Annotated in this window: 10 protein-coding genes and 2 pseudogenes; 3 read left to right on the forward strand and 9 right to left on the reverse strand. The window is 37.8% G+C overall.

Features of this window, described 5'->3' with window-relative positions; genetic code table 11:
- The first annotated feature begins 222 nt into the window (after positions 1-222).
- Entirely contained in the window at positions 223-1,842 is a 1,620-nt protein-coding gene (locus tag ACIQYG_RS10250; RefSeq protein ID WP_402837649.1) for an ABC-F family ATP-binding cassette domain-containing protein, read from the forward strand.
- A 628-nt stretch (positions 1,843-2,470) separates the two neighbouring features.
- Here the strand turns inward: ACIQYG_RS10250 and ACIQYG_RS10255 are convergent.
- From ACIQYG_RS10255 to ACIQYG_RS10285, 7 genes and pseudogenes are all read right to left on the reverse strand, one after another.
- A pseudogene (locus ACIQYG_RS10255) lies at positions 2,471-2,651 on the reverse strand (flotillin family protein); the annotation flags it as partial.
- A 216-nt stretch (positions 2,652-2,867) separates the two neighbouring features.
- Positions 2,868-3,551 (reverse strand): C40 family peptidase, encoded by a 684-nt coding sequence (locus ACIQYG_RS10260; protein WP_402837651.1) that lies wholly within the window; start codon positions 3,549-3,551, stop codon positions 2,868-2,870.
- A 615-nt stretch (positions 3,552-4,166) separates the two neighbouring features.
- Positions 4,167-5,210 (reverse strand): aldose epimerase family protein, encoded by a 1,044-nt coding sequence (locus tag ACIQYG_RS10265; RefSeq protein ID WP_402837653.1) that lies wholly within the window; start codon positions 5,208-5,210, stop codon positions 4,167-4,169.
- A gap of 275 nt (positions 5,211-5,485) precedes the next feature.
- Positions 5,486-6,880: a sugar porter family MFS transporter gene (locus ACIQYG_RS10270; protein ID WP_402837655.1), complete on the reverse strand. Its 1,395-nt coding sequence runs from the start codon at positions 6,878-6,880 to the stop codon at positions 5,486-5,488.
- Positions 6,881-7,119: 239 nt separating this feature from the next.
- Complete coding sequence (gene araA / locus ACIQYG_RS10275) at positions 7,120-8,544, reverse strand: L-arabinose isomerase (RefSeq protein ID WP_402837657.1); 1,425 nt, start codon at positions 8,542-8,544, stop codon at positions 7,120-7,122.
- A gap of 51 nt (positions 8,545-8,595) precedes the next feature.
- Positions 8,596-9,291 carry an L-ribulose-5-phosphate 4-epimerase gene (locus ACIQYG_RS10280; protein WP_402837659.1) on the reverse strand — a complete coding sequence of 232 codons (696 nt, stop codon included), beginning with the start codon at positions 9,289-9,291 and terminating at the stop codon, positions 8,596-8,598.
- A gap of 22 nt (positions 9,292-9,313) precedes the next feature.
- A complete protein-coding gene (locus ACIQYG_RS10285) occupies positions 9,314-10,924 on the reverse strand; it encodes a xylulokinase (protein WP_402837661.1) in 1,611 nt (536 codons plus the stop codon).
- A gap of 337 nt (positions 10,925-11,261) precedes the next feature.
- On the opposite strand from ACIQYG_RS10285, the gene ACIQYG_RS10290 reads away from it, so the two are divergent.
- A complete protein-coding gene (locus tag ACIQYG_RS10290; protein WP_402837663.1) occupies positions 11,262-12,353 on the forward strand; it encodes a GntR family transcriptional regulator in 1,092 nt (363 codons plus the stop codon).
- Positions 12,354-12,367: 14 nt separating this feature from the next.
- Here ACIQYG_RS10290 and ACIQYG_RS26950 read toward each other — a convergent pair.
- Positions 12,368-12,618: pseudogene (locus tag ACIQYG_RS26950) on the reverse strand (IS110 family RNA-guided transposase); the annotation flags it as partial.
- 294 nt (positions 12,619-12,912) lie between these two features.
- On the opposite strand from ACIQYG_RS26950, the gene ACIQYG_RS10300 reads away from it, so the two are divergent.
- Positions 12,913-13,002, forward strand: coding sequence for a small, acid-soluble spore protein, H family (locus ACIQYG_RS10300; protein WP_402837667.1), 90 nt, complete (start codon positions 12,913-12,915; stop codon positions 13,000-13,002).
- 237 nt (positions 13,003-13,239) lie between these two features.
- Here ACIQYG_RS10300 and ACIQYG_RS10305 read toward each other — a convergent pair whose 3' ends face one another.
- Positions 13,240-14,205 carry a carbohydrate kinase family protein gene (locus ACIQYG_RS10305; protein WP_402837669.1) on the reverse strand — a complete coding sequence of 322 codons (966 nt, stop codon included), beginning with the start codon at positions 14,203-14,205 and terminating at the stop codon, positions 13,240-13,242.
- Positions 14,206-14,236: the final 31 nt, after the last annotated feature.

The following is a 14,236-nucleotide window of genomic DNA, read 5'->3' on the forward strand; positions in this document are numbered from 1 at the left end:
ACAATTTATAAACAAAATTAAATCCTTGTGTAATTTTTACTTATAAACGTTTGTTTTTGCTAATCTGCCTTTAATTTTCCTAAGAAATAAGATACAATTTAAATGATGCACAGTTTAAAACATACAAAATCGTAAACTGCTGTTTGTGTGAATCAGCGTAAAACTAATGAAACAAAGTGTTGGACACGTTGAAACAAAAGTATTTTGGAGGAATGTAAATAAATGATTACAGTAAATAATGTTGGTTTACGCTATGGCGATCGTAAACTGTTTGAAGATGTTAATATAAAATTCACGCCTGGTAACTGCTATGGCCTGATTGGTGCGAATGGTGCGGGTAAATCCACTTTCTTAAAAATCCTTTCCGGTGAAATTGAAGCGCAATCCGGTGATGTCCATATGAGGCCTGGCGAACGCCTTGCCGTTTTAAAACAAGATCACTTCGCTTATGAAGAGGAAGAAGTCCTTAAAGTTGTCATAATGGGACATGAAAGATTATATGAAGTCATGCAAGAAAAAGATGCCATATATATGAAGGAAAACTTCACGGACGAAGACGGAATGAAGGCGGCCGAACTTGAAGGTGAATTTGCCGAGTTAAACGGCTGGGAAGCTGAACCTGAAGCTTCGATCCTCTTAAAAGGCCTTGGCATTGCAGAAGACCTGCATACGAAGAAAATGGCTGAATTGAACGGTGGCGACAAAGTTAAAGTATTGCTTGCCCAGGCATTATTCGGTAAACCGGATGTTCTTTTACTGGATGAGCCTACCAACCACTTGGACTTAAAAGCGATCAAATGGCTGGAAGAATTCTTGATCAACTTTGAAAACACTGTTATCGTAGTTTCCCATGACCGTTACTTCCTTAACAAAGTTTGTACACATATCGCGGATCTTGATTTCGGTAAAATCAAGGTTTATATCGGTAACTATGACTTCTGGTATGAATCAAGCCAGCTTGCCCTTAAATTGACTCAAGATGCCAATAAGAAAAAAGAAGAAAAAATCAAAGAACTTCAAAATTTCATCGCTCGATTCAGCGCCAATGCATCCAAATCGAGCCAGGCTACATCGCGTAAGAAATTATTGGACAAAATCAGCTTGGATGACATTGAGCCATCTTCGCGCCGCTATCCTTATGTCGGCTTTACGCCTGATCGTGAAATCGGGAACGACCTGCTTCGTGTGGATGGAATCTCGAAAACGATCGATGGTGTAAAAATATTGGATAACGTCAGCTTCACGATGAATAAAGGCGACAAGATTGCATTTGTCGGTAAAGATGAGATTGCTAAAACAACTATGTTCAAAATCTTGGCAGGTGAAATCGAACCGGATAGCGGCTCATTCAAATGGGGCGTTACGACTTCCCAGGCATACTTCCCTAAGGATAATGCTGAATTCTTTGAAGGTGTCGATTTAAATCTTGTCGACTGGCTCCGTCAATATTCTCCTAATGACCAGAGCGAAAGCTTCCTGCGCGGCTTCTTGGGCAGAATGTTATTCTCTGGCGATGAAGTCACGAAAAAGGCAAGTGTACTTTCAGGGGGCGAAAAAGTCCGCTGTATGCTTTCCAAAATGATGTTAAGCGGTTCGAACGTCCTTATGCTTGATGAACCTACTAACCATCTGGACTTAGAGTCGATTACCGCATTGAACAACGGTTTGATCAGCTTTAAAGGATCTATGATCTTTTCATCTCATGATCATCAGTTCATCCAAACTATAGCGAACCGAATCATTGAGCTTACACCAAAAGGTACAGTCGATAAGCAAATGAGTTATGATGAGTACCTTGAAAATGGTGAATTGCAAAAACAAGTGGCTGAAATGTACAAATAATCTTTTTATGATAGCACATCCTTATTGGATGTGCTTTTTTTCGTTCCTTATTTTTGCTACCTGCCTCTATTTCATACCTTTAATGCATTGAAGGTATAAAAAACACGCTGCAATAAATATAATAATATTCCCCTAAGATGAACACTGAATAATGTCATCGATAAAAAGGTATATTGGTAAGGAAGGAGTGAGTTAGAATTGGATGGTCATACAGTGAAAAATATATTTGATGATACAGGATACCTTTTTTTATATGATAAATTCAGTTATCAATTTTATGTGTCCGGATTGTTCGATTTAGTGGATCAAGAAAAAATAATCTCGGATTTTTTAAATACTTATGGCTTCGATGATAAAAATCCTCTCTTTTTTGACGACTTTTCCTTTTACTTTAATTGCTTTCATTATTCCCACCAAAAACAAAAGATGATGAATTATTTGAGAACCGACTATGATGAACATATTTGTTAAGTATAAATGATCAAATAAACTGATCATGCCTTTTATAAGCGAAAACTATTTAAAAAAGGTAAGTGCATATAAGTGCTCTTACCTTCTTTCATTTTATTTTTTCCCTGTTATTCTTCCTTGCTTGCTGCCATATTCATGTTCGCTTCGGCTCGCTTGATTCGCGCTCGACGGTAGCTATATCGGCATCCCTCTTCACCTGCGTAATCCTTGGCTTTCCGAGCGAATCAAGGTATCCATTTTTATCCTGTTTATGAGTCCCATTTTAGATAAGTCCTGCGAGGCTACCCTCTGTACTTCCTGGGAAAACTTTTCCGGTTTTTATAAATTTCCTCGACTGTCTTACGGGAGAAATCAAAGAATTTATATATGGTATATGGAGTATCCACTAAACTCAAGTGCTTCTGGGAGCAATAAAAGCTAAAATTGTATCTTAAAGAAATAAATTTTTTATGTATCAATACCGACTCTACCATCCGTAGGACTTCTTAGTATCGTAACCTATTGGTTGAACTATAAAAGCCAGTCCCTAAAAAAAGAACTGGCACCTTTCTCTATTACATTCTTTTTGCTCCTAAATACCTTTTTTTCCAATAACTATTATCCATGGAGGAAATGCTGACACCATTTGATGAGGAGCTGTGTATGAATTGATTGCCACCGATATAAATACCGGCATGTGAGGCACCGGGTTTATAGGTTTCATAAAAGACCAAATCTCCAACTTGTGGTTTGGACACCTTCGTCCCCTTTTTATAAATTTCCGATACCGTTCTTGGTAATGTGACATTTGCGCCTTTATCGAAAGCGTATTTTAGGAATCCGCTGCAATCAAAACCTTTTGGTGTAGTTCCACCCCATACATACCGTACATTCAAATGTTTTTTTGCTTCATTCACTATCGCAGAAGATTTATTGCTTGTTTTATTTTTATTAGTTCCTTTGGATGTCTGCTTTTTTACCCCCAAAGCTTTATATGTATTCGGGCCTACAATACCATCAGCTTTTAAGCCTTTACTTTTTTGGAACTTTACGACTGCACTTTTAGTAACGGTCCCAAAATATTTAGTTGTGTTTTTACTCTTAAAATATTCTTTTTTCTTTAGAACCTCTTGTAATTGTTTTACTTCTGTATGAGTCATTCCACTTTTTAATGTACGATCGCCCAATGCAGCACTACTAACCAACGGATTTGATAGCAACAATCCAGACACAACAAAAGATGCTATAATTTTTTTCATTTTCTCCCCCGATTAAATCTCTTTTTTTATAATTCTATCATCTTTAAGTGACACATATATTTACCTAATTTTACATTATCATTACAAATTTATACATAAAGTGTGCGTAAAATACAAAATAACTAAAATATCCCTCACACTCCCGCAAGAAAGTACTTAAGAGTAAATTTCGCTTAAAAAAGACTCGTTCATAAAAGTGTACTTTTACGAACGAGTTTCTGTATATTACGAATGGATATAACTGTAAATCTCAAACGGGGACAATCGTTAATTTTTGTTGCGGCATAGGAAAAGCACCTCCTTTGATTGATACAAGTATCGTACCAGGAGGTGCTACGTATTTAATATGCGTTGTTTAAATTGGCTTACCTTTAACCGTAGTATACGGCCCACTATCTAACTGTTTAGGCTTAAAGATATAGTAGTTATCCCCTATCCTCCAAAACCCAGTACGAGTGAGTGGCTACCTTTTATTCGTAGGGAATCCCACCCAATATATGCCACGACCTATGCTCGATCACTCTGAAAGGCCCCGGATCCTGATCTTAACTAGCAGCCGAAACGATGTGAAATTATCGACCTATTTAACACTTTAATACAATAACACTGGAAACTTCAGTTGAGCGGGGTCCTGACCTTAATTTTATATTTTGTTTGAGAAGTATAATTTTCGCCTGCTAAAAGAAGAATATCTCCAAAATCTTCAAACTCAATCGCTCCTGGAGCAGCTTGGGTTTCAAACGTGATTCCGCCGTGTTGAATTAATTTTTCTCCGTGCATAAGTGGGACATCTTTCACAAAGTTTGCAGTGTAAATGACAACCGCAGGCTCTTCTGTGTATACCTCGACTGTTATTTTCTGGTCAGGACTAATTAATTTGGCTGCAGTTTGATGAAGCCCTGAGCACGTAAGGAAGAATGGATGATCGATTCCTTGAACCTTTTTAACTTCTGCGTCAACGGCTTCAAAGGTTGTTTTTAATTTCTTCGGGGTTCGAAAATCATAAGGCGTGCCAATTGTGCTTCGTTTTTCCCCAGTTACCGTGGTATCTTCATTTACTGGTGCAAATTCTTCAGAAGAGATTTGTAAGAAATGATCATCGATCGGATTACTGGGATGCCCTGTTAAGTTAAAATAGACGTGATTGGTCGGATTAAAAATTGTGTCTTTATCACTTTTTGCTTGATAGCTCACTGACCAAATATTTAAGTTGTCTAATGTATAAGTTACACTTACTTTCAAATTCCCCGGAAAACCATTCTCGCCATCAGGTGAGTGGGTTGAAAAAATGATCGATGCACCTTCATCCGTTTCCTTCACTTCATAATCCCAGATTTTTTCATCGAAACCAGGGTTGCCACCGTGTAATGTATTCCCCAATTGATCTACAGATGTATGGTAACGTGATTCACCAATTGAAAATTCGCCATTTTTTATTCTTCCAGCGACTCTTCCTATTGTTGCTCCATAATATGTTTCTTTTTTGTAATCCTCAATCGAGTCAAATCCCAATACGATATTTTTACGACCCGATTCCGTTAATACGAAAAGATTGACGATTCTTGCACCAAAGTTTGTAACTTCTATTCTTACTCCATGATCATTTTCTATAGTAAACAGCAAGACTTCATTTCCAAACGAGCTTTGTGATACTTTCACTTTTTTCGGCTCCTTTCCCTATTAAGTTCCCTTCATATAAATGAAAGCTAACCACCATGAATTGCACTAAAAGTTCAGCAAACATTTTTAATAGTTAAATAGCCCGAAGTAGCAAGAAAGGAATCATATGAGTAAATCAACATGTTCATGATGTGTATGTGTAGTTCATAATTACAGAGTATTTTCCCTTATGCCCCCCTGATTTAAAATGCTGCTTAACTCTTCTATTTGCGCATAGCTCTTTGTATTCCGCTCCAAACCTTAATAGGTCTATTTTAAGCACTTTTCCCCTTGGATTGTCTACTTTCTCCAATCTTTTCAATTTCCTCCAAAGTATGACCTCTAGTTTCAGGAACGCATGTCCGGATAAATAAAACACCAAGTAAACAAATAGCACCGAAGATTGCAAAAACGGCTTCTTGAGACATCGAAGCGGTCATGATTGGAAATAGCAATCCAACCAAGAAAGAACCAATCCAGTTAAATGATGAAGCTACTCCTGACGCCCGCCCGCGAATTACCAGCGGGAAAATTTCTCCAACTAAGACCCAAGTTAAAGGAGCCCATGTGAATGAATAAAGCGCTACATAGATACTTAAAAAAACAACCATCATCATCGGATTTGCATTAGGAATTAATAAATTCAATATTGCTGGCAAAATAAAGGATAGCCCCATAATAGTTCCGCCTATTGTTAATAAAGTACGGCGATTAAATTTATCTGCAATCATTAGGAATATTAATGAACCTAGTACGAGAATAACCCCTTGAATAATTGGCCACATCAATACTGAGCTGGCTTCATGCCCTGTTGCTTTTTCCACAATCATAGGAATATAATAAAAAATTGCGTTTGCTCCCTGGAACTGTTGAAACGCCGCAACACCCACACCAGCAATTACTAAATAACGGTATTTATAACTTAAAAGGGTACCCCATGATGCTTTTTGATTTACCTTTGCTTCCTCTTTAACAGTTTCTTGTATTTGGGTTATTTCAGAATCAATTTGTTCTTTGTTCGAGCGAATATAGCCCAACACTTTACGAGCTTCATTAATTTTATTGTTCTTAATTAAAAAACGTGGTGATTCGGGTAACCTGGACACTCCAATAAATAAGATCAAAGCAGGTACGGCAGCCAAACTAAGCATCAACCGCCATGCCATTGTTCCTGGTAAGTCTTTCAATAAATAAGCGACAATGTACGAAAGCAACATTCCAGAGACAATCATTGTTTGATTAATTCCTGACAGACGTCCACGTAAACGTGCAGGCGCCATTTCCGACATATAGGCTGGGACCAACGCAGAAGCGGCTCCAACAGCCAACCCTAATAAAATCCGAGCAACAATCATAAAAAGGATCCCATTATGAGGGGATATTCCTGCCAAAATGGATCCAACAGCAAAAATGATAGAAGATATTAAAATCATTTTGCGCCGTCCTAAACGATCAGAAAGTTGTCCGGCCAGGGCACCTCCAAAAATAGCTCCAAACATCAACGAAGAGGTAATCCAGCCAATAGCACCAGGGTTGTTTTGAAGGTTCCAATCATGTTGCAGAAAAGGCAAAGCACCCGTCATAACGCCGATATCATAACCGAAGAGAATGCCTCCAAAAGCCCCAAAAAAATAAATGAATCCACTTGAGATTTTCTTTTCATTAACCATTTAAGTTCCCCCCTAAAGGTTTTAAAATTATATTTTAAAAAATCCCACTACTAAAAGTTATTTATTAGGATGAAATCTGTGTCATTCCGCTATTAAAACGCTTTCATCTTTTCCCTGAAAACCACGAACACGCTTACGAATAAGGGATCATCCTAATGGTTCCTATTTCCAGTCTACAACGTCTGGATTACCTATTTTTCCCCTCCAAGGAAGCAGAGCCTCCTTGGAGGGAAGAGACATTACTTAATAACTACGTATTCCAAGCCAACAAGTTTTGCATAGGTTATGATTTGGTCTGTCGTTAAATTTAATGACACAACTGTATGGTGACCGCCACCATTCTCAAGCCATGCTTTCACTCCATCTTGGAAGTTTGGCTTCACTTCCCAAAGTACTCTGGCCACTGGAAGGTTTGGTGCTGGAACTGTTGGCTCGAATGCAGAAACTTTATTAATCAAAAGTTTATAGTTTGTACCAAAGTCAGCCATGGAAACAACGACACCGTCTCCTGCTTTGCCGTCGAATACTAAACGTGCTGGATCTTCACGATCACCTATACCTAATGGGGATACGACAATTTTTGGTTTGTTACTTGCTAAAGATGGGTCGACTTCAAGCATATGTGATTGGAGGATCGATTCTTGTCCAGCAGCTAGTTCATATGTATAATCTTCCATAAAGCCAGTTGATTGGTTATGGCTCATCACTTTCAGTAAGCGATCAAGTGCTGCCGTCTTCCAATCTCCTTCACCCGCAAATCCATATCCTTGTGCCATCAAACGTTGGACGGCAAGACCAGGAAGTTGTTTCATCCCATATAAATCTTCGAAGTTCGTTGTGAAGGCCGTGTAACCACCATCATCAAGGAAACGTTTAATCGCAATTTCATAGCTTGCCTGTACCTTTACGCTTTTCTCCCAATCTTCCCTGCTGTAGGTACCATAAAAAAATTCATATTGGCCTTCGTATTCTGCAAATAAAGCATCAATTTCTTCATCAGTAACCTCATTTATATATTGGACAAGGTCTCCGATTCCAAAATAGTCAACAGTCCACCCAAATTGGATTTGCGCTTCAACCTTATCCCCTTCGGTTACTCCAACGTTACGCATGTTGTCTCCAAAGCGAGCTACCTTAATGTTGAAGCTTTCGTTATAAGCAACCGCTACGTCCATCCATTGAGCAATTTGCTGTCGCACTTCAGGGCGCTCCCAATAACCTACAACAACTTTATTTTGTTTTTTCAATCGGGCATTGATAAAACCATATTCACGGTCACCATGAGCGGATTGGTTTAGGTTCATAAAGTCCATATCAATCGTTGACCAAGGAATACTTTCATTGAATTGTGTAGCTAAATGAAGCAATGGTTTTTGTAATAATTTTGTTCCACGAATCCACATTTTTGCAGGTGAGAAAGTATGCATCCAAGTGATGACACCTGCAACTTCGTTACGATAGTTGACTTCTTTCATGATGCTTGTGATTTTATCTGCACTAACAGCTAAATCTTGCAATACAAGTGGATAAGGTAAAATACCGCTTTCATTTAATGCATCGGTTATCGTTTGTGCATGCGCCTTGACCTCTGCTAACGCTTTTTCCCCATATAGATGTTGTGATCCTACGACAAACCAAAATTCCTTTTTTTCTGTTGTTAACATAATAAGCCTCTTTTCTTTATCTAATGGTTTGATAATTTGATAGAGTTGCCCTTACTTTTGACCGTAATAAGCATATTTTCCATGTTTTCGTAAATAGTGTTTATCCAAAATATTTTGTGGTAATTTTTTTGCAAAATGATTTAATTCCCGTGTAAATAAATTCATTTTCGAAACTTCATCCAACACCACACTATTCATTACGGCGGATTTTGCATCTTTGCCCCAAGTAAACGGACCATGACCATGAAGTAAGACACCAGGAACGGCTAAAATGTCTAACCCACGTTCTTCAAATGTTTCGATGATTAACTTCCCAGTCTCCACTTCGTACCCACGATCAATCTCCTCTTGTGTTAGGTGGCGGGCACATGGAACGGATCCATAAAATGTGTCTGCATGAGTGGTCCCCATCGCTGGAACATCAAGGCCAGCTTGGGCCCAGATTGTCGCCCAAGTTGAATGAGTATGCACAATGCCGCCGATTTCTTGGTAATACTTATAAAGTACTGCGTGAGTCGCTGTATCTGATGAAGGCCTCAACTCTCCTTCAACTACATTGCCATCTAAATCAACAACAACCATATCGCTGGCTTTCATCGTTTCGTAATCAACACCACTAGGTTTGATAACAAATAAACCACTTTCACGATCAATGGCACTCGCATTTCCCCATGTATATTTCACAAGTCCATATTTAGGCAAGTCCAAATTTGCTTGAAATACCTCTTCTTTCAGTTGTTCTAACAAGTCAATCCCTCCAGTTTTCCACTCATAACATCAAATTGTCAACTGCGGCCTGCTCAATCACTAAACCCTTCCTGTATCTTTCAATAAATGCTTCAAATCCTTTAACATCTACTTGATCAGGATAAATTTCTTGCCCATCAACCTCTTCGAATACTTTTTTGTCGAGGAAGTCTTCTAAACTTTCTTTTTGACCTTTATTCATCATGTAAGATGCAAGAATCGCCATTCCCCACGCTCCGCCTTCTCCTGCTGTTGACATAACTGTTACTGGAGTATTCATTGCAGCGGCAACAATTTTTTGTCCAACAAGAGGGGTTTTAAATAAACCACCGTGAGCCAAAATACGATCAATTGCAACATTTTCTTCTTTTGTCAAAATTCCCATTCCGATTTTCAATGCACCGAAAGCAGTAAAAAGGTGAGTCCGCATAAAGTTTGCTAAATTGAATTGACTCTCAGGCGAGCGAACAAATAATGGTCGACCTTTTTCTAATCCTGTGATATTTTCACCTGAGAAATAACCGTAGCTAAGCAAACCGCCACCATCTGGATCCGCTTCCAAAGCTTTATTCAACATTACTTCAAATAATTTATTTGTATCAACCTTTTGTCCCATTGCCTCAGAAAATTCTCGGAACAATGCCAGCCAAGCATTGAGATCACTTGAACAGTTATTCGCGTGAACCATTCCAACTGGACTTCCGTTTGGTGTAGTTACCAAATCAATTTCTGGATATACTTTTGAAAGTTCTTTCTCTAGTACAATCATGGCAAAAACGGAAGTTCCTACTGAGATGTTTCCGGTACGTTTCCTCACACTATTCGTAGCAATCATTCCAGTTCCGGCATCGCCTTCCGGTGGGCAAATTGGAGTGCCTGGTTGTAAATTTCTTGATCTATCCAGGATTTTCGCTCCAATTTCGGTTAATTCACCCGCTTGCTCGCCTGAAATGTAGACTTTAGGAAGAATCTCTTTTAGCTTCCAAGGATAACCTTTCGTCGCAATTAAATCGTCAAATTGCTTGACCATTGACTCATTGTAATCTTGCGTTGATTCATCAATTGGGAACATGCCTGAAGCATCTCCAATGCCAATTGCTTTATTACCAGTCAATAACCAGTGAATGTATCCAGCCAAAGTAGTAATACAATCAATGCGAGGCATATGTTTCTCTTCATTTAATATTGCTTGATAAAGGTGAGCAATACTCCATCGTTCAGGGATATTAAATTGAAATAGATTAGTTAATTCTTTTGCTGCAACACCAGTTGTTGAGTTACGCCAAGTTCGAAACGGAACTAGTAGCTCCCCTGTACTGTCAAAAGCCATATACCCGTGCATCATTGCAGAAAATCCAATAGAACCTATTTTTCGAATTGTAATTCCGTAATTCCGTTCAACTTCTTGCTTCATTTCACTATAAGCTGTTTGCAGACCAGTGATAATATCCACTAAGTTGTACGTCCAAATTCCTTCTTCCAAGGAGTTTTCCCACTCATAACTTCCAGATGCGATAGTTTCATAACGATTATCAATCAACACCGCTTTAATACGTGTGGATCCAAATTCGATTCCAAGTGAAGTTTCTCCCTCGGTAATCGCATGTTTAATTTTCACTCGATTCGTTTGCACGTTAAACCCCTCCTGACAGCGCTTTCAATAAAAGGAGGCGCTTAAATATATTAACAACCACATTATATTTTTTGTACGTACATTTGTCAACAATATATATTATTTATACTTACAACTTTCAAGCGAAATACTCCATCCTCACCTTAAAGTTAGTAAATTAGTAATAAAGGAATTTATACGACATGAAACCTAAAGGTATTTATAACTTTTCTAAAATTTATACAAAGAAATAAGGTGATTTGTTTTAATTTACTCGAAATTATGTTAAAATATGTCCGCACAAATATTTCAAACAAATAAATTAGAATGCAAACAACTATGAAAGAAGTGAGGTTTAATGAAACCAAAGTATCAGGTAATCATTGATGATTTAAAAAATAAAATCCTTACAGGTGAATATAGTGTAGGGGAACAAATACCTACTGAATCCATCATGCAAGAAATGTATAACGTCAGCCGCCACACTGTACGAAAGTCTATTTTAGAATTATCAAACGAGGGATTCTTAAGAAGTGAAAAAGGATCTGGCACATATGTTAGTAACCAATATCAATCAAAATCTGGTGGCAATTCCAAAAATAAAACGATAGGTGTAATCACGACCTACATTTCTGATTACATTTTCCCTTCCATTATCCGCGGAATTGAAAGAAGATTGAATGAAGATAATTATTCGTTACTATTAGCCAGTACAAATAATGATGTCGAACAAGAAAAAAAAGCCTTGGAAATGATGTTGTCATTTGGCGTGGATGGTTTGATCATTGAACCTACAAAAAGCAATCTATACAATCCCAACATCGGTTACTACCTATCGTTTAAGGAACAAGAGGTTCCATTCATCATGATCAACGCTTATTATGAAGAATTAGAGGTTCCTTTCTTTTGCCTAGATGATGTGCAGTCAAGCTACCTCGCAACAAAAGAATTGATTTCAAAAGGACACACCCAAATTGGACTCATTTCGAAAATGGATGATTTACAAGGAAAGTATCGAATGAAGGGATATATAAAAGCACTTGGAGAAGCCAAATTACGCTTTCAACCAGAGCAATTGCTTTCGTATACTACAGAAACGAAGCTAGACCTATATACGAACTTGAAAGGGTTCCTAGATGAAAATGGAGACGTGTTGACTGCCATTGTTTGCTATAACGACGAGGTAGGGTTGGAAGTAGCAAATGTATGCAGACAACTTGATATTTCTATTCCCGAACAATTATCAATTATTGGCCAGGACAATTCTTATATTGCGAAAAATGCTAATATCAAACTAACGACATTGACACACCCACAAGAACAAATGGGACATGATGCAGCTGATTGGGTCATTAAGAAATTACAGGGAAAGAAGGATTTACCAAACGAAACCTATTATCAACCAGTGTTAATTGAAGGAGAAACTGTCAAAGAGTTAGATATACAATAATCTTAGTGTGTGATGCCTGTAGGCTCCATTCCCACAATGGCTGCCTCCAGTTTATTAAGTCTTTGAAGCTTATCCATCCATTTTAATAAACCAGCAAATCCATTTTCATTATTTTTAATTGCAAGTGGATCTACGACTACAACTCCACGGAAATTCACGGCTCCAGCCTCATGTAATTGTTAGGCGATATCCACCCCAAGAATAAGGTGTTTACCGGAAATTCTCCCGATTAGTTGATTTGTTTACCTTGCATTTTAAACTTCATATTAGGGTTCCTCCTAGAGTTAGAGTGGTGTCTTACTCATATCTTACTGGAGCCCTATTTTTTTCAATGCTGAAGTATAACGAACTGAAGGAATGCTAACCTGCCCCGTTTTGTTCCATAGAAAAAGGCTGCCTCAGCAACCTCCCTTTTAAAGTAAGACCTATTAGTTCAGTAAGGATTCTTGGAATTATTTTAATAAAACATTATATCTAAGGGAATTGGAACAAATATTAAAACTGTTGCAAACCAAATGAGGTGGCTAAACGAGCAGAAGAAATTGCTTAATCGCCAATTATGGCTAACGTAACCCACAACGAGGAAAATATCTACATTGAAAACGTAGGTGAACAAGATGGAACAGGTACAATCCTTTCCCTTGATTAACCAAGTAAAAAACAAAGTGTGTCTGTGACCAGCTTAAAAGAACAGTAATTTGTCAATATTTCCTCGATACATGTTAAGATTAAGTTCATTGACCATCTTCTTTAAAAATCTATCCCTTTGTTTACATCTACACTATATCTCTTTGCCATCCCTTTGCTGGGTGATTCTACTATTACTGAAGTTGCTTATCAAGTTGGTTTTAATAGTACAAGCTATTATATTAAAGAACGATGAAGACTAAATCTTATATATATCCTCTTCGTTTGGTAGAGAAGAAATCGCTCCTACCTTCGTACACACGACGGCACCTACTTTATTTGCAAAAAGAATGATCTCTTTAAGTTTACTAAAATCACTAAAAATTGTGTCATAGGACTCAAGATTTGCAAATTGAAATAAAGCAGCACCGACAAATGCATCACCAGCACCAGTTGAGTCAATGGAATTTACTTCGACGCTGTTTATTACACTCATTCCACTTTCATTTGAAAGAAGAGTGCCTTCCCATCCAAGGGTAACAGCCACTATTTTTACCCCTAAATGATGGAGCATTGCTATTCCATCATATTTATCTATTTTTCCCGTGATTAGTTCAAGCTCTGCTTCGCTTACTTTTACAAAGTCAGCCATTGATATACCCTTTCTAGCAAAACTAATAAATTCAGCCACTCTATTTTTCCATAAATCATGTCGGAAGTTAGGGTCAAACGATAGAAATATCCCCCTATTTTGCGCAAATTCCATTGCCTTTAAATAAGTTGTTTTAAAAGGGTTTTCCAGAAATGCAGTTGCAGATCCAAAGTGAATGATCTTAGCACCACTTAATCTATCTAGGTATAAGTTATCCTCTGTTAAATTTCGATCCGCTCCTCTATTGAATACAAAATCCCTTTCACCATTTGCTTGTAAAGAAACAAATGCTAAAGTAGTTGGTGCTAAATCGTCAGTAACAATCATCGATGTATCAACCCCTACCTCTTTTATCGTTTCTATTAAAAATAGTCCAAATGGGTCCTTTCCTACTTTTCCAATTAGACTCGCTTCCCCACCTAGCTTTGAAATAGTAGCTGCGACATTCGCTGGTGCACCCCCGGCTTTCTTTAGAAAATGATTACCTTCTATTAAATTGACATCAATATCTGTACAATAAAAATCGATCAAAAGCTCCCCAACGCATATGACTGCGCGGTTTGTTTTATTCATCTACATTACACTCTCCATTCTTTTGATTTAG

The organism is Peribacillus sp. NPDC096622 (assembly GCF_044762665.1).
GTDB classification, from domain to species: domain Bacteria; phylum Bacillota; class Bacilli; order Bacillales; family DSM-1321; genus Peribacillus; species Peribacillus frigoritolerans_B.